The 22,095-nt window shown below is 61.7% G+C and carries 18 protein-coding genes; 8 read left to right on the top strand and 10 right to left on the bottom strand.

From position 1 onward, the window contains the following. Positions 1-294 precede the first annotated feature (294 nt). Entirely contained in the window at positions 295-1,056 is a 762-nt protein-coding gene (locus AC2FMY_RS16040) for an NAD kinase (protein WP_480751181.1), read from the top strand. Between the two features lie 303 nt (positions 1,057-1,359). Here AC2FMY_RS16040 and AC2FMY_RS16035 read toward each other — a convergent pair whose 3' ends face one another. The 4 genes from AC2FMY_RS16035 to AC2FMY_RS16020 all read right to left on the bottom strand — a co-directional run bounded on the left by AC2FMY_RS16035 (position 1,360) and on the right by AC2FMY_RS16020 (position 4,451). Next, positions 1,360-2,790 (bottom strand): amidase family protein, encoded by a 1,431-nt coding sequence (locus AC2FMY_RS16035; protein ID WP_496748640.1) that lies wholly within the window; start codon positions 2,788-2,790, stop codon positions 1,360-1,362. Between the two features lie 76 nt (positions 2,791-2,866). After that, complete coding sequence (locus AC2FMY_RS16030) at positions 2,867-3,448, bottom strand: SCO family protein (protein ID WP_496748641.1); 582 nt, start codon at positions 3,446-3,448, stop codon at positions 2,867-2,869. Then, the gene (locus tag AC2FMY_RS16025; RefSeq protein ID WP_496807705.1) at positions 3,448-4,008 is read right to left on the bottom strand and encodes a hypothetical protein; all 561 of its coding nucleotides are present in this window, start codon (positions 4,006-4,008) and stop codon (positions 3,448-3,450) included. Before AC2FMY_RS16025 ends, AC2FMY_RS16030 begins: the two co-directional genes overlap by 1 nt. Next, positions 4,005-4,451 carry a hypothetical protein gene (locus tag AC2FMY_RS16020; RefSeq protein WP_496807704.1) on the bottom strand — a complete coding sequence of 149 codons (447 nt, stop codon included), beginning with the start codon at positions 4,449-4,451 and terminating at the stop codon, positions 4,005-4,007. Before AC2FMY_RS16020 ends, AC2FMY_RS16025 begins: the two co-directional genes overlap by 4 nt. Before the next feature lie 242 nt (positions 4,452-4,693). On the opposite strand from AC2FMY_RS16020, the gene AC2FMY_RS16015 reads away from it, so the two are divergent. Continuing rightward, positions 4,694-5,503, top strand: coding sequence for a class I SAM-dependent methyltransferase (locus AC2FMY_RS16015; protein ID WP_496807703.1), 810 nt, complete (start codon positions 4,694-4,696; stop codon positions 5,501-5,503). A gap of 9 nt (positions 5,504-5,512) precedes the next feature. Here the strand turns inward: AC2FMY_RS16015 and prpE are convergent, their stop codons facing one another. The 3 genes from prpE to AC2FMY_RS16000 form a co-directional block, all read right to left on the bottom strand. Continuing rightward, positions 5,513-7,402 (bottom strand): propionate-CoA ligase PrpE, encoded by a 1,890-nt coding sequence (gene prpE / locus AC2FMY_RS16010; protein WP_496807702.1) that lies wholly within the window; start codon positions 7,400-7,402, stop codon positions 5,513-5,515. Positions 7,403-7,634: 232 nt separating this feature from the next. Continuing rightward, the gene (locus AC2FMY_RS16005) at positions 7,635-8,024 is read right to left on the bottom strand and encodes a GFA family protein (RefSeq protein WP_480751192.1); all 390 of its coding nucleotides are present in this window, start codon (positions 8,022-8,024) and stop codon (positions 7,635-7,637) included. Positions 8,025-8,067: 43 nt separating this feature from the next. Further along, positions 8,068-10,341 carry an NADP-dependent malic enzyme gene (locus tag AC2FMY_RS16000; protein WP_496807701.1) on the bottom strand — a complete coding sequence of 758 codons (2,274 nt, stop codon included), beginning with the start codon at positions 10,339-10,341 and terminating at the stop codon, positions 8,068-8,070. Positions 10,342-10,480: 139 nt separating this feature from the next. Between AC2FMY_RS16000 and AC2FMY_RS15995 the strand changes: the two genes are divergently transcribed. The 6 genes from AC2FMY_RS15995 to upp all read left to right on the top strand — a co-directional run bounded on the left by AC2FMY_RS15995 (position 10,481) and on the right by upp (position 16,196). After that, positions 10,481-11,566, top strand: coding sequence for a cupin domain-containing protein (locus AC2FMY_RS15995; RefSeq protein WP_496746832.1), 1,086 nt, complete (start codon positions 10,481-10,483; stop codon positions 11,564-11,566). An 81-nt stretch (positions 11,567-11,647) separates the two neighbouring features. Beyond that, positions 11,648-12,064, top strand: a complete 417-nt coding sequence (locus AC2FMY_RS15990; protein WP_496746831.1) for a cytidine deaminase — start codon at positions 11,648-11,650, stop codon at positions 12,062-12,064. A gap of 4 nt (positions 12,065-12,068) precedes the next feature. Next, positions 12,069-13,376 carry a thymidine phosphorylase gene (locus AC2FMY_RS15985; RefSeq protein ID WP_496746829.1) on the top strand — a complete coding sequence of 436 codons (1,308 nt, stop codon included), beginning with the start codon at positions 12,069-12,071 and terminating at the stop codon, positions 13,374-13,376. After that, on the top strand, positions 13,373-14,584 hold the full coding sequence (locus AC2FMY_RS15980; protein WP_496746826.1) for a phosphopentomutase: 1,212 nt from the start codon (positions 13,373-13,375) through the stop codon (positions 14,582-14,584). Before AC2FMY_RS15985 ends, AC2FMY_RS15980 begins: the two co-directional genes overlap by 4 nt. Then, positions 14,581-15,567 carry an adenosine deaminase gene (locus AC2FMY_RS15975; RefSeq protein ID WP_496746822.1) on the top strand — a complete coding sequence of 329 codons (987 nt, stop codon included), beginning with the start codon at positions 14,581-14,583 and terminating at the stop codon, positions 15,565-15,567. Before AC2FMY_RS15980 ends, AC2FMY_RS15975 begins: the two co-directional genes overlap by 4 nt. Beyond that, on the top strand, positions 15,564-16,196 hold the full coding sequence (gene upp, locus AC2FMY_RS15970) for a uracil phosphoribosyltransferase (protein ID WP_480751202.1): 633 nt from the start codon (positions 15,564-15,566) through the stop codon (positions 16,194-16,196). The genes AC2FMY_RS15975 and upp overlap by 4 nt, the downstream gene beginning before the upstream one ends. A gap of 116 nt (positions 16,197-16,312) precedes the next feature. Here the strand turns inward: upp and AC2FMY_RS15965 are convergent, their stop codons facing one another. The 3 genes from AC2FMY_RS15965 to AC2FMY_RS15955 are packed head-to-tail and all read right to left on the bottom strand — an operon-like array spanning position 16,313 to position 21,874. Beyond that, on the bottom strand, positions 16,313-17,839 hold the full coding sequence (locus AC2FMY_RS15965) for a hypothetical protein (RefSeq protein WP_496746819.1): 1,527 nt from the start codon (positions 17,837-17,839) through the stop codon (positions 16,313-16,315). A gap of 43 nt (positions 17,840-17,882) precedes the next feature. After that, positions 17,883-18,335: a hypothetical protein gene (locus tag AC2FMY_RS15960; protein ID WP_480751205.1), complete on the bottom strand. Its 453-nt coding sequence runs from the start codon at positions 18,333-18,335 to the stop codon at positions 17,883-17,885. A 35-nt stretch (positions 18,336-18,370) separates the two neighbouring features. Then, positions 18,371-21,874 carry a hypothetical protein gene (locus tag AC2FMY_RS15955; RefSeq protein WP_496807700.1) on the bottom strand — a complete coding sequence of 1,168 codons (3,504 nt, stop codon included), beginning with the start codon at positions 21,872-21,874 and terminating at the stop codon, positions 18,371-18,373. Positions 21,875-22,095: the final 221 nt, after the last annotated feature.

The raw sequence follows: 22,095 nt of genomic DNA, 5'->3' as shown, positions 1-22,095 counted from the left end.
GACGCGATCAGCTCGATCTCGTCGCGCTGACGGCCAAGCTCCGACGCGATCGAGCCGTAAAGCTCAGGATCACGATCCGCGAGAGATTGGGTGAAAAAATCGTCGGTACGAGTTTTGGCGTCCATGGGGGCTCCGCAATGCTTGGGGTGTGTTTTGCGAATTTCCTATAGGAAACTGAATGGGCGAGAAAGGCCGTAAAGCGACGAATTGGCCCGCTGGGGCGTCAAGTCTGGCCTATCGCGGAAAGGTATGTTTGTTTCGGAACCAAATGCGCAGGACCGGAAACCTGAAAACATGAAAAAGAGAATCGCCTTTTTGGCAAGCGATGCGCAGGTGGCGCAGGACGCCCGCACAACCCTTGTGGGTCGGTACGGAAACGTGGCGCCGCGCGACGCCGATGTCATCGTGACCCTGGGCGGTGACGGATACATGTTGCGGACGCTGCACAATACCCAGCACCTGAACGTCCCCGTCTATGGCATGAACCGGGGAACCATCGGGTTTCTGATGAACGAATACAGCGAAACCGGCCTGACCGAGCGTCTTGACTCAGCTCAGGAAGAAATCATCAACCCGCTGGCGATGACGGCGATGGACCAGTCCGGCACGCTGCATGAGGCGCTGGCGATCAACGAGGTGTCGCTGCTCCGGGCCGGGCCACAGGCAGCGCGACTCAAGATCACGGTGGATGGTCGGCTGCGTTTGGCCGAACTGGTTTGCGACGGGGCGCTGGTTTCGACGCCCGCCGGATCGACCGCCTACAATTACTCGGCGCATGGACCGATTCTGCCAATTGGGTCGGATGTTCTGGCCCTGACGGCCATCGCCGCGTTCCGCCCGCGCCGCTGGCGCGGTGCGCTGCTGCCCAAGACGGCGCATGTGCGATTCGACGTAATGGAGGCCGACAAGCGCCCGGTCATGGCGGATGCCGATTCGATTTCCTTTCCTGACATCGATTGGGTCGAAATCCGGTCGGAACCGGCCATCGAACACCGCATCCTGTTCGATCCGGGGCACGGGTTGGAGGAACGCCTGATCTCGGAACAGTTCACTTGAACGTGAAATTTGGGGAAAATTTTCGCTTATGTGAACGAGGTCACATTCAGGGTGGTTCGGTTGGTCTAGGGTGAGCTTACCCGGAGTGAACGTCCTGATGGGAGTGAGTGGCCATCGAAGCGGCGTTAAGTAAATGATTGCGCAATGTTTCGCGCTGGCGGGGGCGGTTGACGCCGCGCCCGTCATCAAACTCCGGGAATATTTTAGCATGCAGGCCCCGGGCGCAGCGAGCTGCATTTCCCCGGGGCTTATTTCTTTGGTGATACGGCCTGTCGCTAGACAGTTGGGCGCTTCCCGAAACTCTCAGCCCATTTGTGCCCAAAGCGCGTCGCACATGCGTCCGACGCGGGCTTCTATTGCGGCGGCTGCGTCCACCGCCATATCTTCGCGCCAGCGCCGCGCCACGATTTGTACGTTGATGGGCTGTCTGCCGTCGGGCAGGTCCGCCAATCGACTGGGAACGCATGCCGCAGGCAGGCCCATGAAATTCATTGCATAGGAATAGACGGCACATCCCAGCACCTCGTGCACGCCTTCGGGGCCTTCGGTGTCGCGGTCGGGTCGGAAGAACGGTTGCGGCAGGAAGGGCGTCAGAACCAGTGGGTAGTCCTGCGCAAACATGGACCATTGGCGCGCATAGTGACTGCGCGCCGCCATCATCCGAACAAGTTCGGTGTCGGTGAAGGGAGGAAACTCCTGAAAATAGACGTCGAAGATGTCGCGAATCGTGTCCGAGCCGTGGGCGTCGATATCGGATTTCATCAGCGCCCAGACCTCACCCATCAGCGCGCGGTACCCGTTACGGCCGCAATCGAACACATCGGGTGGCTCGACCTCCTCGACGACATAGCCCGCATCCGTCAGCGCCTCTCGCGCGGTGTTCAGCGCGGCGTCGACCTCGGGGTGCAAGTCATAGCCAAAGGTGGTCTTGGTGAAGGCCACCCTGATCGGGCCGTCCATCGCCTCGCCCCGCCACGGCAACGGCACGTGGAACGGATCGCGCGGATCGGGGGAGATCATCGTGGGCATCGCCAGGTGCAGATCGCGGGCGCTGCGGGTGATCAGCCCCTGTACCGACATGGATTGCGCCAGCATCCCACGTTCGGCAGTCTGGCTGGGGTTCCATGCCGGTATGCGACCCAGACCCGGCTTGACGGTGTTCGCGCCGTTGGCGGCGGCGGGAAATCGCAGGCTGCCGCCGATATCGTTGCCATGCGCCAGCGCGCCGATCCCTGCCATCACCGCAGCGCCCGCGCCGCCGGAGGAACCGCCGGGAGAGATATGTTTGCCCCACGGATTGTGGGTGCGCCCGTGCAGCGGGTTGTCAGTGTCGGCGCGAAAGGAAAACTCGGGCGTGTTGGTGCGCCCGATCACCACCGCGCCCGCACGTTCAAGGCTGCGCACGATGGGGGCATCGTCGGTGGCGACCAGGTCCTTCAGGGCGGGCACGCCGTTGGACGTGGCATAGCCCTTTTGATCGACATTGATCTTGATGGTGACGGGAACGCCGTGCAGAGGCCCCGGTTTCGCCCCGCGCGCGCGCGCCATGTCCAGATCGCGCGCCCGCGCCCGCGCCGCATCGGCGCAGCTTTCCACCACGGCGTTCAATGCCGGGTTGATAACGTCCATGCGGTCAATGGCGGCGGATACGACCAGTTCGGCGCTCAGATCGCCCGAAACGGTGCGCGAAGCGATGTCGGTTGCGTCAAGTCGCCAAAGGTCTTGTTGTGTCATGATCCGGTTCTCCCGCTCGCAGGTTAGGGGCAGCGGGGCGGGAAGTCCAAGCTCGGGCACAGAGAGTGACGCCGGGTCACGCGCCGCCGGATGTCAGGTATTTCAGCGCCAGTTCCACCGCCCGGTCCGAAGTCAGGATCGGCGGGAACAGGGTCAGCACGTCTCCCTGCGCGTCGAGCAGATAGACAAAGCTGCCGTGGTTGTAGACTGGGCCGTATTCGATATCGACATAGGCCAGTTCATTTTCGACCGAGAAGGCATCATAGGCCACCTGCAACTGGGCCTTGGTTCCGGTCAGGCCGACGAATTCCGGGTGGTATTTTGCCAGCGGCGCATCCATGTTGCCGGGCTGGTCGCGTTCGGGGTCGACGGTGATCATCACCGGTGTCACGCTCAGTCCCTCGGCCTTCAGGCGGTCGACCGCCTCGGCCATCATCGGCATGGCAACCGAGCAGATACCGGGGCAATTGGCGTAGCCAAAGAACAGCAGCTGACCATGCCCGTTCGGGTTCACCTGACTGCGGCGCTGACCGTATTGGTCGGTGAGTTCGAACGCGCCGCCCACGTCGAAGGGCAGGGGCGCGGTCTCGGAACCGTCTGCGACGGAGGTCGTCGTGACCACCGCCGCCAGAGCCATCACGAGCCTCGGAAGGCGCATCAGAACCAGTCCTTGATGAAGGCCTCGTCGGTTTCCAGGCCAAGACCGAGGTAGCCTTCGGTCTCGATCATCTCCTTGATCCGGGGGTCGCGGCGGAACCATGGCCCCTTGCCTTCGGCATCCGGGTTCTCCTTGGCCCAGACCTTGGTGAACTGGTTGGCCTTTTGCCATTCGCCGCCGGGTTCGCGGATCGTCTGCACCATATAGACGTTCTTGGCGCGCAGGTCCGGGTCTTCGATCATCAGCCCATCGACCTCGACGGTCTTGCCGCAATAGGGCGCGAGATCGGCGGCGGCGCCGCTGAAGGCAGGCTGGCCGTTCTTGAGCGGCAGGACCATCACGCCATCGGCGCTGCGCAAAAGGCCCAGCTGGCGCTTGCCCGCACCGCAATCGGCGGGGCAGTCGCCGGTCAGCTCGCAAAGCAGATCAACGACCCTGGCCTCGAACCGGGCAGGTTTTTCGGCATAAAGGTTCCAGGTCTTGGCTTCGGACTCGGCCGAAAAATCCTGTGCAAGGGCGGGGCTGGCCAACAGGGCCATCGCAAATGCAAGACGTTTCATTCCTTCGGCTCCGGTATCGCAAAGCCCGGCACCGGGCCGTAATCTTCGTGGTTGAGGTTGGTGATGCCCGCGTCGCTGACAACCTTTTCGACGATCAGGTAATTGATGCCGTCACGTTCGTAGAACATACCATCAGCCTCGACCGTGTGAGAGGCCAGACGCAGCGCGGTGTCGCCGCCCGCCAGCTTGTCATCGTTTTCCAGCTTGAGCACCATGTAGACCGTGCCGTCTTCGGTCTGCATCCCCACCGGGATACCGCCTGCCGAACACCAGAGCGCGCAGGTGTGATGCGCTGTGCCGACCACGGCCTCGGGGCCGCCCATGACGCCCGAATAATAACACCACGTATCGATCAGTTCCCCGGTGACCTGAATACGCTGCCCTTCGCTCGCAACTGCGGGCAGGGCGGTGCAACAGGCCAAGGCGGCAAGCAAAGCGCGCATGGCAGCATCCTTTTGTTAGGTTCCGTTTAGGAGAGAGGCTAGAAAGCTTGTCGGGCTATGGCAATCGCCCAGGCTGAAACTATTGATCACAGTTTCTTGGGGTCCGGTGCCGACCCGGTTTCACAATATCGACACGAGGCCGATTGAAGGCTTGGGGGGGCTACACCAAGGCCACGTTGAAAACACCCGGGGCAACGTTGAAATGTGCTATGCTGAGGTGGCCTTGTTCTGCGGAGGGTGCAATGTCCCGGAATGACACGACGTTTGTTGGAAATATCCCCGATATCTATGATACTTACCTTGTTCCGCTGATTTTCGAGCATTATGCGGCCGACCTGGCCGCCCGCGTCGTCAACCAGCCGGTCGCGGATGTGCTGGAAACTGCGGCAGGCAGCGGGGTGGTGACGCGGGCGCTGGCGCCGCTGCTGCCGGATGATGCCCGGTTTGTCGTGACCGACCTGAACCCGCCCATGCTGGAGCGCGCCAAGGCCAGGCAGGGGGTAGACCTGAGGATCGTGTGGCAGGCGGCGGATGCGCTGGACTTGCCGTTCGACGATCGGAGTTTCGATGCGGTCTGTTGCCAGTTCGGGATCATGTTCTTTCCCGACCGGGTGCGTGGCTATGCCGAGGCCCGCCGGGTTCTGCGCGACGGAGGGAGGTTTCTGTTCAACGTGTGGGACTGGATCGAGCATAACGAGTTTGCCCGGATCGTGACCGAGGTGGCCTCGACCCTGTTGCCCGCATCGCCGCCGCATTTCCTGGCGCGCACGCCACATGGGCACGGAAATCCCGAACGTATCCGTTCAGAGCTGCAAAAGGCGGGTTATGCCCATGTCGACATCGAAAAGATCACCGCGATCAGCCGCGCCCCCGATCCGTCGCACCCTGCCATCGCCTATGTGCGCGGGACGCCGATGTACGGAGAAGTCGCGCCGCATGGCGAAGCGAAGGTGCAACGGATCGTGGAAGCCGCGACAGAGGAAATCCGCGCCCGCTTTGGTGCGGGCGAGGTTGCGGCAAAGATGCAGGGCTATGTGGTCACGGCAAGCTGACGCCGCCGGTTACTTTGCATAGCCGATGGTTTGCAGGGACGACCTGATCTCGTCCAGAATGACCGGATCGTCGATGGTTGCGGGCATCTTGAATTCCTTGCCATCAGCAATCGAGACCATAGTGCCCCGCAGGATCTTGCCCGAGCGGGTCTTGGGCAGGCGATCCACCACGACGGCCAGCTTAAAAGCGGCAACGGGGCCGATCTTTTCGCGGACCAGTGCGACGACCTCCTTTACCACATCGCTATGCGCGCGCTCGGTGCCCTTGTTGAGACACAGGAAGCCCACGGGCATCTGCCCTTTCAGGTCATCGCTGACTCCGATCACCGCACATTCTGCGACATCGGGGTGGGCCGCCAGCACCTCTTCCATGCCGCCGGTGGACAGACGGTGGCCTGCGACGTTGATGACGTCATCGGTGCGCGCCATGATGTAGAGGTAGCCATCCTCATCGATCATGCCCGCATCGCCGGTTTCGTAGTAGCCGGGGAAATGCTCCAGATAGGATTTCTTGAACCGCGCCTCGGCGTTCCAAAGGGTCGGGAGGGTGCCCGGCGGCAGTGGCAGTTTCACCGCGATGGCGCCCAACTCGCCGGGTTTCATAGGGTGGCCGCCTTCGTCGAGGATCCGTACGTCGTAGCCCGGCATCGGCTTGGCGGGCGAGCCCAACTTAGTCGGTAGTTCTTCGATGCCCAGCGGGTTGCCCGCAATGGCCCAGCCGGTTTCGGTTTGCCACCAGTGGTCGACAACTGGCACGTTCAGCGCGTTTTGCGCCCAGATGATCGTGTCGGGATCGGCGCGTTCGCCGGCCAGATAAAGGGCCTTGAGACAGCTCAGGTCGTATTTCGCAAGCATCTCGCCCTTGGGGTCCTCGCGCTTGACGGCGCGGATGGCGGTGGGGGCGGTGAAGAAGCTGCGCACATTGTGTTCGGAAATCACCCGCCAGAAGGTTCCGGCGTCTGGGGTACCCACGGGCTTGCCCTCGAACACGATGGTGGTGTTGCCGTGGATCAGCGGTGCGTAACAGATATAGGAGTGGCCGACGACCCAGCCGACGTCGGAGGCGGCCCAGAACACATCGCCCGGATCGACGTTGTAGATGTTCTTCATCGTCCAGTTCAGCGCCACCAGATGCCCGGCGGTGGGGCGAACCACGCCCTTGGGCGCGCCGGTGGTGCCCGAGGTATACAGGATATAGGCTGGATCGTTGCCCGCGACCGGAACGCATTCCGCAGGTTCCACGCCATACTGGAAGCCGTGCCAGTTATAGTCGCGCCCGGGGGTCAGCTTGGCCACTTCTTGTTCGCGCTGGAAAATGACGCAGAAGTCAGGCTTGTGGCTGGCCATGTCGATGGCCCCGTCGAGAAGCGGTTTGTAGTGCACGACGCGCCCCGGCTCCATCCCACAGGAGGCTGCGATGATCGCCTTGGGCTTGGCGTCGTCGATGCGAACGGCCAGTTCGTTGCTGGCAAAGCCGCCGAAGACGACCGAATGCACCGCCCCCAGGCGGGCGCAGGCGAGCATCGCTTCGAGCGCTTCGGGGATCATCGGCATGTAGATGATGACCCGGTCGCCCTTTTCCACGCCTTTGGCCCGCAGCGCCCCGGCCAGTTGGGCCACCCGATTGCGCAGGTTGACATAGGTAATGCGCCGTGTGACGCCCGAAACCGGGCTGTCGTGGATGATCGCGACCTGATCGCCGCGGCCGTTCTCGACATGGCGGTCGACCGCGTTCCAGCAGGTGTTCACCTTGGCATCCGAGAACCATTCATAGAGCGGGGCGTTGTCGTCAAACAGCGCCTTGGACGGGGCTTCGACCCAGTCGATCCCTTTGGCGGCTTCCATCCAGAACGCCTCGGGGTCGTTCTTCCAGCTCTCGTAAACATCGCTGTATGCCATGGCGTCCTCCTCAACGTTCGGCTTTCCGGTTGTGTTAGGCGTGCCGGGTCAGTCGGGCAAGCATTGCGAATGACGGCGCGTCAGTTTATCGCAAAAACTTTGCATCCCGGCCGAAAATTGCCTGCAAATTTTTGCAAACAAAGCTATTTCCCGCGTTGATTCTGGAAAAAAACGTAGATTTGCAAATCAGCAAACACTTTACCTGCAAAGTGCGGCTGGAGAGATTCGCTGGTCATCCGGCAGTTTTGGCATAGCGGGGCAACGTGTCGTGGATGTTCAGCCAATGCAGGTGGTCGGAGTGAAAGACGTGGAACCTGGGCGCCAGGTCATCCGGGTTCTCCAGTGTTGCGGTGTAGAGATGGATGTTCACCGGGTCGCGGACGTTGCGATAGGCCATCTGGGTTCCGCAGTTGCCGCAGAACAACCGCTCGACCCCTTCGGACGACGCGTAGACACGCGGAGTCTCGCCAACCCATTTCACCTTCTCATGCGGCAGACCGAAAAACGCGGTGACGGGGGATGCGCAATTGCGGCGGCAATCCGAACAATGGCAATAGCAGCTCCATGCAACCTCGCCATCGCTTTGCCAGCGCACCGCATTGCAGTGACAATGCCCTTGCATTCTGACCTCCCTGAATGGGCGGTCGGAAAGGCGACCGCCGGACTTAACCGTAATGCGCTACAGGCGTTCCGGCAATGGCCGCCATGTTCAGGAGGCCGCGGGCGGTGATCGCGGGCGTCACGATATGGGCCTTGTTGCCCATGCCCATCAAGATCGGGCCGACCTCGATCCCGTCGGCCTTCATCTTGAGCACGTTGCGCACACCGCTGGCGGCGTCGGCGTGGGCAAAGATCAGAACATTCGCCGCGCCTTCGAGGCGGGAGTTGGGGAAGATGCGCTCGCGCAGGTCCGGGTCGAGCGCGGCATCGAGATTCATTTCGCCCTCATAGGTGAAATCGCGCGGTTTGCTGTCCAGAATTCGGATCGCGTCGCGCAGGCGCTTGCCGGACCCTTCGGCCTGATTGCCGAACTGCGACTGCGAGCAGAAGGCGATCTTTGGTTCCAGCCCGAAGCGGCGCACATGACGGGCCGCGCCCAAGGTGATTTCGGCCAATTCTTCCGGGCTGGGCCGAGTGCGCACATGGGTGTCGGCGATGAAGAGAGGGCCGTCTTCGAGGATCATCAGCGAAAGCGCGCCATGCGGGCGCAGGTCGCCGTCATTCAGCACCTGTTCCACGTAGTTCAGATGCCAGCGGTATTCCCCGAAGGTGCCACAGATCATGCTGTCAGCCTCGCCCCTCTGAACCATGATTGCGCCGATGGCGGTAGAATTGGTGCGCATGATCGCTTTGGCCAGATCGGGCGTGACGCCCCGGCGCTGCATGATCTGGTGGTAGGATGTCCAGTAATCATAATAACGGGGGTCATTTTCCGGGTTCACGATCTGGAAGTCCCGGCCCGGGCGCACCGAAAGACCGATCCGTTCGCAGCGCGCCTCGATCACTTCGGGGCGGCCGATCAGGATGGGGGTTTCGGTGGTTTCTTCGAGGATCGCCTGTGCCGCGCGCAGGACGCGTTCGTCTTCGCCCTCGGCAAAGACGATCCGGCGCGATGCGACGGCGGCGGCTTCGAAGACCGGACGCATCAGCAGGGCAGACTTGAAGACGGTCTGGTTCAGCTTTTCCTTGTAGGCTTCCAGGTCGGCGATGGGCCGCTTGGCCACGCCGCTTGCCATCGCCGCCTTGGCGACCGAAGAAGACACTACGCCAACAAGGCGTGGGTCGAACGGTTTCGGAATCAGGTAGTCGGCGCCAAACGTCAGCTGCTCGCCCTTATAGGCCGCCGCAGCCTCGGCGCTGGTGGTGGCGCGGGCAAGATCGGCGATGCCGTCGACACAGGCGATCTGCATCTCATCGTTGATTTCGGTTGCGCCGACGTCCAGCGCACCCCGGAAGATGAAGGGGAAGCACAGCACGTTGTTGACCTGGTTGGGAAAGTCGCTGCGCCCGGTGGCGATGATGGCGTTTGGCGCAACTTCGCGCGCGGCATCAGGCAGGATTTCCGGCGTTGGGTTGGCCAGCGCAAAGATGATAGGGCGATCGGCCATTTTCGCGACCATCTCGGGTTTCAGCACGTTGGGACCGGAAAGCCCCAGGAACAGGTCGGCCCCGTCGACCACCTGATCCAGTGTCCGCAGGTCGGTCTTTTGGGCAAAGGCGGCCTTTTGCGGGTTCATATCCTCGGCCCGGCCCTCGTAGACCAGCCCGTGAATGTCGCACAGCCATACATTTTCGCGTTTGACACCCAGTTTCAGCAGCATGTTGAGGCAGGCAATTCCCGCCGCGCCGCCGCCGGTGGAGACGATCTTGATTTCTTCGAAAGACTTGCCCGCCACATGCAGCGCGTTCTTGGCGGCCGCGCCGACGACAATGGCAGTGCCGTGCTGGTCATCGTGAAAGACAGGGATGTTCATGCGCTCACGGCACAGCTTTTCGACGATGAAACAGTCGGGCGCCTTGATGTCTTCGAGGTTGATCGCTCCAAAAGTCGGTTCAAGTGCACAAACGATGTCGGCGAGTTTTTCCGGGTCGGCCTCGTTCACTTCTATGTCGAAACAGTCGATGCCTGCGAATTTCTTGAACAGAACCGCCTTGCCTTCCATCACCGGTTTTGACGCGAGCGCACCGATATTGCCCAGCCCCAGCACTGCGGTGCCGTTCGATACCACCGCCACCAGATTGCCGCGTGCGGTATAGCGTTCGGCATTGTCGGCGTTGTCCTTGATTTCGATACAGGCCTCGGCCACGCCGGGGGAGTATGCCCGCGACAGATCCCGGCCATTCGCCATCGGTTTGGTCGCCTTGATCTCGAGCTTCCCGGGTTTGGGAAATTCGTGATAGACGAGTGCCGCCTGGCGCTGGCTGGTATTGTCGGACATGAAGCGAACTCCCAAATTTAGTTTAGCATTAAACTACTTTTGACGCAGGGGAAACAGCCTTGGTGTGGCCACAGCGTCGCAGGTGGCTTCTTGCAAAACTGCCGCCTCGCGGCCACAGTCCCGCGCAAAGGAGAATGCCATGACCGACACCATAGCCGAGATGCGCCTGCCGACCAACGAATTGCGCGATGACATACCGTTCTACACCAAGGTTCTGGGAATGCGGATGGACATGATCTATCCCGCCGACGATCCGCGCGTTGGCGTCTTTTCCGGCCACGGGCTGCGTCTTCGCATAGAAAAGGACGCGCCGGAACCGCCCGGCACTCTGCGGATTCTGACCGAGAATCCCGACGGGTTCGCGGATGGCAAGCGAAGCATGGTCGCGCCGAACGGGACCCGGATCGAGATCGAGGAACGCAACCCGCCGCTGGTGATGCCGGAAACCGTGCATTCCTTTGTGGTGCGGCGGCTCAAGGATCAGGCGCCATGGATCATCGGCCGCGCGGGCATGCACTATCGCGATCTGGTGCCCTCGCGCCTTGGCGGCTCGATCATCGCTAGCCATATCCGCATTCCCGACGGCGGGCCGGTGCCCGACATGGTGCATTTTCATAAGGTTGGGTTCCAGTTGATTTTTTGCATTCACGGCTGGGTCGACGTTGTCTATGAGGATCAGGGGGAAAAGATGCGCCTGACGGCTGGCGACTGTTTCATACAGCCGCCGGAAATCCGTCACCGGGTCCTTGAGGCCAGTGACAACGTGCAGGTGATCGAGATCGGTGTTCCCGCCGAACACATCACCGAGATCGATCACGAGATGACCCTGCCCACCCCGAATTATCGCCCCGAGCGCGAATGGCAGGGGCAGCGGTTTGTTTACAATCGGGCTCGGGATGCCGAGTGGATGCCCTTCCGCTTGCCGGGGTATCTTTGCCGCGACACCTCGATTGCCGAGAACACCAAGGGCGTTGCCGGAGTACAGGTTGTCCGTCGCGGCGATGGTGAGCCGCAATGGGCCACCCATGACACCGATATCCACTTTTCCTTTGTCATGAACGGCAAAGTGACGCTGGAAGGCGAGGGGCGCGATCCGTACCGCCTGGAACAGGGCGACGCCTTTGTCATTCCGCCCGGGATGCGCACCCGGCTGAGCGATCCGTCGGATGATGTAGAACTGCTGGAGGTGACTTTGCCGGGCACTTTCACAACGACGTTGGGATAAGCTGAATTTAGCTGTTGAAAACCGGTTGCGGGGGCTTCAATTTCCCGCGGCCTTTCTTTTAGGGTAGGCCATTCTGACCAAGTGATCAAAAACCGGGGAATCGCCATGTCTTTGAAAGAGACCGCCTTGACCGTTCGCGAAAATGCGCACGCGCCTTACTCGAATTTTAAGGTGGGCGCGGCGATACGGGGGGCCTCGGGCGCGGTCTATGCCGGGTGCAACGTCGAGAACGTGTCGTATCCCGAGGGCACATGCGCCGAATCCGGCGCCATTGCGGCGATGGTGGCGGCGGGCGAGACGCAGTTGACCGAAGTCTATGTCGTGGCCGAGTGCCCCGAACCTGTCACGCCCTGCGGCGGGTGCCGCCAGCGGCTGGCCGAGTTCGGCAAGGGCGACGTGGTCGTGACCATGGCGACTACCAAGGGCGCCGAGATGCAAATGACCATCTCACAACTGCTGCCCGGTGCCTTCGACACCTCGCACATGGATGGACGCTGAACCGATGGATGCCCGTTCGATCATCGCCAAGCTACGCCGTCGAGAGGTGCCTGACGCCGGAGAACTGGCATGGTTTGCCCAAGGCCTTGCCGATGGTGGCGTCAGTGACGCGCAGGCCGGAGCCTTTGCCATGGCCGTTGTCATGGGTGGGCTGGGGGCTGAAGGGCGCGCCGCCCTGACACTTGCGATGCGCGATAGCGGTGAGGTTCTCCAGTGGGATTTCGACGGGCCGGTGGTGGACAAGCATTCGACAGGCGGCGTGGGCGATTGCGTCAGCCTTGTTCTTGCGCCTGCGCTGGCCGAATGCGGGGCCTATGTGCCGATGATCTCGGGGCGCGGGTTGGGTCACACGGGCGGCACACTGGACAAACTGGAGGCCATTCCGGGCGTCACCACGCAGGTCGGAAACGAACGCTTACGGCAGATCCTGCAGGACACCGGCGCCGCGATCGTCGGCGCCAGCGGCAGTATCGCGCCTGCTGACAGGCGCCTTTACGCGATCCGTGACGTCACCGCGACAGTGGAAAGCCTGGATCTGATCACCGCCTCGATCCTGTCCAAGAAACTGGCGGCCAGCCCGGATGCGCTGGTGCTGGACGTCAAGGCGGGCAGCGGCGCCTTCATGAAGACCATCGAGGATGCGCGCAAGCTGGCAACAGCTTTGACCGAGACCGCGAATGCGGCGGGTTGCAAGACCTCGGCCGTAATCACCGACATGAACCAGCCGCTTGCGCCGGCGCTGGGTAATGCGCTGGAGGTGGCCGAAGTGATGACGGTTTTGACCGGTGGGGCCGATACGCCATTGGCGGACATCTCTGCCATTCTGGGCGGTGTCGTTCTGGCCGATGCCGGACTTGCCAGCGACGCGGCGGATGGGGAAGCCAAGGTTGCAGGTGTGATCCGCGATGGCCGCGCCGCCGAGCGGATTGGCCGCATGATGGCCGCCGTGGGAGGGCCAGTGCATTTCGTGGACAACTGGGCGCGGTTTCTGCCTGAGGCGACCGTCATTCAGGAGGCAACGGCGCAAGACAGCGGCTATGTCACCGCGATCGATGGTGAGGCGTTGGGGCTGGCCGTCGTGGCGCTGGGCGGCGGACGACAGGTGGAAAGCGATGTCATCGACCCGGCTGTAGGGATTTCGGACATCGTGCGGTTGGGTGACAGGGTGTCCAGGGGCACGCCGTTGGCGAGGGTGCATGCGTCGCGAGAGGATGCCGCGCGGCAGGCGGTGGCCGCGGTGCGCAAGGCGATCCGGGTGGGGTCGAAACCCGTCACGGCGCCGGATCTCGTTCACGAAAGGATCAGCCAGTGACCCGCGCCTTTCTTGTGGTTATGGATTCGGTCGGAATTGGCGGCGCGCCTGACGCCGACCGGTTCTATAACGGCACGCTGCCTGACGCCGGAGCCAACACCGTGGGCCATATCGCGCAGGCTTGCGCCGAGGGGCAGGCGGAAGAGGGGCGCTCAGGCCCGTTGCATGTGCCGCACCTGGATGCATTGGGCCTTGGGGCGGCGATACGGCTGGCTTCGGGCGACCCGACGCCGGGTCTGGATGCTGAGCCCGTGGGGCTTTGGGGCTGCGCGCGCGAGCATAGCATCGGCAAGGACACGCCCTCGGGCCACTGGGAACTGGCGGGTTTGCCGGTGCCGTGGGACTGGCACTATTTCCCCGATGAGCATCCTGCGTTTCCCGACGATCTGAGCCGCGCCGCAGCGCAGGCGGCAGGGACGGACGGCATTCTTGGCAACTGTCACGCGCCCGGTACAGCGATCATCGACCGGCTGGGGGACGAGCATATGCGCACCGGCTGGCCGATCTGCTATACCTCGGCCGACAGCGTGTTCCAGATCGCCGCGCATGAAGAAACCTTTGGGCTTGAGCGGCTTTATGATCTGTGCAGGGCACTGGCCCCGCAGCTTCACGGGATGAAGGTAGGACGGGTCATCGCACGTCCGTTCGTGGGCGTGCCCGAAACCGGGTTTACCCGCACCACCAACCGCAAGGATTTTGCCATCGTTCCACCCGCGCCGGTGCTGACCAACTGGGTGCAGGATGCGGGGGGCAGGGTGCATGCCATCGGCAAGATCGGCGACATATTCTCGATGCAGGGGATCGATACGCTGGACAAGGGCGCGGATGCCGATCTGATAAGCCACCTGTCGCGGCTGGTGGACGAGGCAGAGGAGGGCAGCCTGACCTTTGCCAACTTCGTCGAGTTCGACAGTCTTTACGGCCACCGCCGCGATATCTCGGGCTATGCCCGCGCACTGGAATGGTTCGATGTGGAAATCGGCGTGATCCTGAACAAGCTGCGCCGCGGTGACATGCTGGTGCTGACCGCCGATCACGGCAATGACCCGTCGTGGAGCGGCACCGATCACACCCGCGAACAGGTTCCGGTTCTGGTTGCCGGATGCGGAACAGGTTCGGTCGGGCAGATCAACTATGCCGATGTTGCAGCCAGCATCGCCGATCACCTTGGCATCGCGGCGCAGGGGCCGGGGAGGAGCTTTCTGTGAGCATCGCCGACCTGCCCAAGATCGAACTGCATCTGCATCACGAAGGTGCGGCGCCGCCTGCATTCATCCGGCAACTGGCCTTTGAAAAGAAGATCGATCTGCGTGGGATCTTCAAACCGGACGGCACCTATGATTTCCGGGATTTCGCCCATTTCCTTCGGATCTACGAGGCCGCCTCTGAGGTACTGCAATCGCCCGAGGATTTCCGCCGCCTGACGCTGGCCATTCTGGAACAGAGCGCCGCGAACGGCGTGGTCTACTCTGAGACCTTCCTCAGCCCCGATTTCTGCGGCGGCGGCGACGTGCAGGCGTGGCGCGATTACCTGAACGCGATCCGGGACGCCGCCGACGAGGCCGAGCGCAAGTTTGGTGTCACCTTGCGCGGGGTTGTCACCTGCGTGCGCCATTTCGGCCCCGACAAGGCCAGGCGGGCCTCGATCTGCGCCGCCGAGACTGCGGGAGACTGGATCACCGGCTTTGGTATGGGCGGCAACGAAAGCGTCGGGCGGCAGCGCGATTTCGCATGGGCGTTTGACTGCGCGCGCGAGGCGGGGCTGCGCCTGACCACCCATGCCGGCGAATTCGGCGGGCCGGACAGCGTGCGCGAGGCGGTGCGCGATCTGGGAGTCGAACGGGTCGGGCACGGTGTGCGGGCCATTGAAGACCCCGAGCTTGTGCATGAACTGGCCGACCGCGAGATCACGTTGGAGGTCTGTCCCGGATCGAACGTTGTTCTGGGCCTCTACCGCGATTTCGCGGCGCACCCCATCGCGCGCCTGCGTGACGCGGGCGTCAAAGTCACGGTGTCGACCGACGATCCGCCATTTTTCCATACCACCCTGCGCCACGAATATGAGATGCTGCACAAGGCATTCGGTTGGGGGACGGAAGATTTTGCCGCGCTCAACGAAACGGCATTGAACGCGGCGTTTTGCGATGAAGAGACCCGTGCGCGGGTCAGAAAAAGACTGGAGACAACATGAGCGAACATCTGACCATCGTCGATCACCCTTTGGTGCAGCACAAACTGTCGCTCATGCGGGACAAGGGCACCTCGACCGCCGGGTTCCGGCAGCTTTTGCGCGAGATCACGCAGTTGCTGGCCTATGAGATCACCCGTGAGATGCCGCTGACCACACGCAGCATCGAAACCCCGCTGGAAGAAATGGACGCCCCCATCCTTGCGGGCAAGAAACTGGCGCTGGTGTCGATCCTGCGGGCGGGCAACGGTATGCTGGACGGGGTGCTGGAGCTGATCCCCTCGGCCCGCGTCGGATTTGTAGGCCTCTATCGGGACGAAGCGACGTTGCAGCCGGTGCAGTACTATTTCAAGGTGCCCGAGGGGCTTCAGGATCGTCTGGTGATCGTGGTCGACCCGATGCTTGCGACCGGCAACAGTTCCGCCGCCGCCGTCAAGCTGCTGAAAGAGGCGGGGGCAAACAACATCCGCTTCCTGTGCCTGCTGGCCGCACCCGAAGGTGTCGCCCGGATGCAGGAGGCGCATCCCGACGTGCCCATCGTCACCGCCGCGCTGGACCGGCAACTAAACTCCAAGGGCTATATCATGCCCGGCCTCGGCGACGCCGGAGACCGGATGTTCGGCACCAAATAGACAAGCTGAAGCCGAATGCGGCGGGCGGCTTTTGGCAGGGCTGCCGTCAGACAAAAAAGGCGCATGGGTAAGTGGGTTCCGGCGGTGCCGCGACGCGTCGAACGGACCGCGCCACGTCAGCTCAGAACGCCGGAAATAGATGCCAGCGCGGAGCGGGCGGTAGAGGCAACAGCAACATTTCCAAAGCCGCTGTTATTGTCGACTACCTCGAAAAACTCGTTTTCGAGCTCGCGTTCGTATTCGGCGATCAGGGATCGGGCTTCAACCTTGAGTTTCTCGCGGGCATCGCCTGCGGGGGTGTTCACGATCTCGTCCAGCTTGTCCTCGAGGCGGGCATCCAGGTTTTTGATGTAGTCCATCAGACCGCCAATCTCGCTGGTGACATCCAGGTCCTCGATATCCGCCGTTGCCGCCACGATGGTGCTTTGCAGCGAGCGTATTTCGGATTGCATCTTGGCCCGGGCCGATTCCCAGCGCAGGCGGCTTTCGGCAAATGGTTTGACGTCGTCGGGAATATCCGCGGCGAAAGCGGACTGCCCGTCGTCGCGACCGGCTTTCAGCATCTCGACAACTTTCGGCAATGCCGCCAGCGCTTTGCTGTAGTCACCATCTGAGGCACAGTTCGTTGCCCAGTTCCAAGCAGTGCGGAATGCGTCGACGTCGGCAACCTGGCCCATGCTCAGGGCCTTTTCGGCAAGTGGCGAGATCTTAGCAAAGGCCGCCTCCCATTTGGCCTGATCCGGTGCTGCCTTTTCGGCTGCCGTTTGTTCCTTTTCCTGCGCCACCTGCGACGCAGTCAAGGCAGCCTGAACTTTTTTCAACAGCGCTGCCGCGCCGGATGCGTCCGCAGCCTGAATCAGCCCGTCTGCCTGATCAAGGGCGGCGTCGAGTTTCGCCTTTACGTCCGCAACCGACCCTTCGGCACGGACGCGCAGTTTGGCGGCAGCCTCGGTCAATTTGGCCAGGTGCGGATCGGCGGCCCCGTCATTGGCAGGTCCTGACAGTTTGTCGAGAACACCTTCGACGGTGGCCATCGCCTTGTCTGCGGCATTCAGATCCTGTGCTTTGATCTGTGCGACAATGCTTTTCAGTGCGTCGTTGAGCTTTGCAGCGGCATCGGGAAGCGCTGCGGCCCGCTGTTGAGCCGACTTGATCCGCGCCACCAGGCCGGCAGAGGACTGTTGGTCCGCTGAAACAGGTTCTTCTGCTGCCTGTGAGTCCTTGTCGCCGGGCTCAGCTGCGGCGGCGGTATCGGAACCGTCGTCCATGAGATCCGGATCGTCCGGCATGTCCTCTATGTCTTCCTCGAGGACATTTCCGTTGGCATCGAGGACCTGGACGTTGAGCATGACCTTGTTTGCCTTCAGGAACCGTTTGAGGTTCTTCGCCAGGGCCGGGATCACCCGTTCGCAAGTCAGCTTCATGACCTTCTGCTCGACTTCGCAAGTGCCGAAGGCCACTTTGACGCCAGGTCCTTCCTTTTTTGCCGTCTTGGCCAGCAGGTTGCCCGGCTTTTTCCGGTGCATCGCAAAGTAATGTTCGGCGGGATCCTTGCCGGGATTGAAGGCAAAGGGCAACCGACCCCTGCGCGCCAGCTTGACGAATTTCTTTAGTTCGGGACCGTTCAATGCGTCGTCTGGCATGCTGTCTCCAATCGTTGCACGGGAAGCCGTGGCCGGCGGCACCTCAGGTGGCCGGTTCGAGCGGTAGCGGCGTGTAGGTTTGCGCGGTCAGATTCGGGTTGGTCGGTGATGCCTCGACCCGGTAGGGAACAAAAAGTGCGGTGTCGTAGACGTAATAGGTGAGCGTTTCACCGGCTATTGCGGGAACAGCTATGGCTGAGAAATCCGGAATGCCAAAACTGCGTGAGCGGATCACGTTCTGTTCGTAGGGCTGGCCGGGTTCCTCGGCCTCGATCCGGGACCGGTAGAGCGCTTCGTACTCGGCTGCGTCATCGATGACGCGGTACCGTGTCCGGTAGGAAAAATGAGTCATCATCCGGGCAACCTTGCTGGCGTTTTCCGGGGCCGCCGTGTCGTGGGAGGATTGCACCACTTCGCCCCAGTCTGAATAGGCTTGGGTGCCGATATAGACCACCGGCTTCTGTTCTTCGCCGAAAGTCAGGGCGATACGGGGCATGCTGTCTGACATATTTCTCTACAACCTTTGTGCTGTTAACCCACCGGGCGGGTCTTGGCCCAGTCCCGGTCGACCCAATCCCGCCCAGCCGGGCTGAGAGAACCAGGCGGATCTGATTTTTTCCACATGATCGGTTCGCCGGTACCGGGATCTGGTGCGATCACAAAGCTGGTATGGCTTGGACCCGACCCCCAGTTGGTGTCGGCGATCAGAATTGGCTCCGGCATAGGCAGGTTTGCGGCCATTGCGGCGCGCACCGAGTCGCGCGACGGGTTCTTTCGCAGGATGGCTGCATAGGCCTCCTTCTTATCTTCTACGGACTTGCCGTCGTACTTGGTGCCCTGCGTGGCGGCCCAGGCATTAACTTGTTCGTCGGTCAGCGCGTCGATGACAGCATTCCACATCGCGTTTTGCCCCCCGCGAATGGAGGCGTCGATATCAGCTGACGTCATCGCCGATCCGGGCCTACGGCTATCCAGCGCCGTCTCCGCGACGCCCTTGTGGGGATCGGGTACCCCGTTCAGAGCGGATTTCAGAGCGGCATCATAAATGCTGGCGGCCTGTTCCTTGGGAACCTCGATCGCCAGCAACGTGTCGCCCATGCCAATCAGGTGGGCTTCAATTTCGCTCTTCGATTTGCCGCGGATCGCGTCCTGTGACGGATGCGTGGGTTTACCGTTGAAGATGTGCTGCCCGAGCGTGAAGAGCGAAACATTCTTGTCGTCGCCGTCGAAGGTCGTCATCAGCCCGGCAACGATGTCGATGGTGCGTTCTCCTTCGGTCTTGGATGCCGGGTCACCTTCCTTGCGCACCAGATAGGTTGACTTGGACGCCGGGTCCAGCAGCACCCGGTCGACCTCCTCGGGCATTCCGCCGGGTGCCAGTTGCCAGATCGCATTTGATCCTTGTTTGAACGAGTCGACAAACTCGTCGCTGCTGACAATCGCGCGCAGCGCGGCCTCATCCTCGGGCGTTTTGAGCCGATCCTTGTATACGTTCTTGGCGACTGCAAAAGCGGCTTCGATGAACTTGGTCTTGCCGGCCGCATAATCCTTGTCATGCACGTTTCTGCCACCGACGATGGCAACAAAGCAGCCGAACTTCGATGACCCATCTGACGATGTTGAGGCCTGTTCGGCAGTTGAATCGTAAATGAAGCTGGTTTGCAGCGCGAGTTCGGTTCCGAGCGTGAGACGGTCCAGCAGCGCTTCGTCCTCGTCACCGGATAGATCCCGCAATCCCTCGACAACCGAGGACTTTGCCATTGCGTCGACTATGCACCGATCGCGACGCTTGCTGTTGCTGGAAACGTCCAGCGCCGCCCCGGCGCTCGCCGCGCTGTATTCGATTGCCCGGGTGATCGGGTTGTCGCCCGCCGTGTGTTCCGTGACCAGGGGAATAGGCGGCGGCGGCAGAAGATCGTCAGTTTGCTGAAGCGGCGTGAATGTGCCCTTTTCCAGCGCTTCCTTGTACAGGTCCATTGCCCGTATCGGATCCTGCTCTCGCAGGGTGATCATCCCTGCGGTGGCAAAACAGCTGCCGACGCTGCCCTGTTCGATCGGGTTGAACATCGCCACCAGAAGTGCCTGTTGGGTGATCTCAGCCGTCAGCGGGTCGGGCGGCACCCATTCATCACCATGAACCTGTTTCATCAGTTCGACGGCCAGGGTTGCCCCGCTTCCTGTCGGAGGGGATGCTGTGCGTATGCGCTCTTTGGCCTCTTCCGATTTCAGCGTTTCAATTGTCTCTTCGACCTGCCGGGTGTGGATCGGGGTGACTGCCCGCAGCGCGTTGTGGCCGTAATTCAAATCCGCCATCGCCTGAACCACCGAGGGATCGTCAAGGTTGTAGGGGTCGCCGCCGGACTTCAGAATGGTGTCGGCAACCGCAAAACCGCGACGGCTGGCAAGCTGAATGTACTTGTCGCCGGATTTGACCGACATGCGCGCGTCAGTCAGGTGTGAACTACCGTCGACATAGGCCAGGGCGCCATCGAGGTACTCTTCGCCACGAAATGCGCCGTTCTTGAGAAGCATTCCGGCGTGATACTCCGCAAAACTTGGGCTGAAATATAAAAAACCGCCTTCTCCGCGCGCACCTTTATCGACAAGCTCGGCAAACGGTTTGATCTTGTCGGCAACCGCATCGGCATGGTCGCTGTACCTCGCGGCATCTATGGCTGCGCCCGCCAGAGTGGGAGAGGCACTGATCGCTTCGATGAATTTCGTCCGGCTTTCGTCGCTCATTCGGGTTGGGCTGGTGGACGTGAGTGCGCCGCCGGGCGCCAGGGTCTCGGCCAGGAGTTTGGTGCCGGCGATGGCATCCGACAGCTTTTTTGCGTCCAGATAGTTCTGCCGGGCTTCGGCGACCTCTTCGGGAGTCGGAGCCGGATCCCGATTGTGAATGCTGGCGAGTGTACCATTGGCCGCCTTTGTTGCGGCACTTGCCGTCGCGGTCAGTTCCTCTGTGATTTCGCGGCCTTGCAGGATGGTGTCGAAAGATTTCAGAGCGCTTCTTGCTGCGTCTGCTGCTGCACCATCCGTAGGTAGGGCAAGATTGGCCATCCGCTGGCGCACCCGGATGTCGCCCTGCTTGTTGTTCAACTCGGCAATCTTCGACTCGGCCACCGTCATTTCCGCACGGCTGGGAATGTCATCGGCCAGTTGACTACGGCCCTGTTCCTTCAGAGCAGTGAGCTCTTGGACCTCTTCGGGAGAATGGCCGTCAGGTGGAACAGCCGCCGCATCCAGCCTGTCAAGTATAGCTTGCTTTTCGGCCCGCAGCGCTGTTTTGACTTCGTCGACCCGGGGCCCGAGCGCCGTCGCTTGGGCGATTTCGGCACTGTAATCGCCGGCATATCCGGCGTCGGCCAGTACCGCTTCGATTTCGGCATGTGCGGCGTTCAGGTCCGGCACCTGCGCGTGATCGGCCGGAATGCTGTCGATCGCGGTCCGGGCCTCCTCCAGCGCGGTCCTGAGTGCTGCGGCCTGTTGTGCACGCAGATCGCCGATCCGTCGCGCAATTGCCTCGACACGTTGTGCGATTGCACGGGTATGGGCCTGCACGTCGGCAATCGTTGCGTGGCTTGGCATTTCATCGCCCAGCATGGCATTGCCCGCAGTGAGCATCCCGGCAATTTCTGTAACTTCCTCCGGGGTTGCGCCATCCGGCGCAATCGCGGTCGCCGTAAGCGCGTCCAGTTGCTGTTGCCGGCGCGTGCGCAAAGCGGCCTGAAAGACGGTTGCATCGGCAATAAGCTGATTGGCGCTTGCCACCAGCCCGTCAATGTCCCCGACATATTCGTCGTCGGCCTCGACACTGGCCAATTCGGCGTGGGTTGCATTGTAGCGCGTTACCGCGCTGTGGTCGTCAGGGATTGCGTCGATGACGCCCCGCGCCTGAACTCGCAAATCTATGAAGGTTTCATATGCGCCGCGTACGTTTCGGTTGTGCTCTCGATCAGCCCGCGATTTCCGGCGGAACCGCCGCTTGATCACGAATTTTTCCAGAAATTCTTCCTGTTGACGCGTAAGCTCCAAGAGGCCGCCCCTCGCAATGATCTTATGAAACCGTTTTTCCCAAGCTGGAGGGACCTTCAAACAAGCTTACGTGTTCCATAGGGCTACGACAACGGTTTTGGGTTTGCCTCTGTTGTGATGGGGGGTGCCTTTCCGGATTCGGCGTGCCATTCGTTTGTAGTACTGCATTTCGAGGGTGAGCCGACTTTTGAAGAAACTGGTCGAGCCGTGGTCCGCCGCGC

It is taken from the genome of Ruegeria sp. YKSE079, assembly GCF_059612845.1.
The sequence above is the reverse complement of the archived record's forward strand: the minus strand, read 5'-3'. Positions and strand labels throughout refer to the sequence as shown.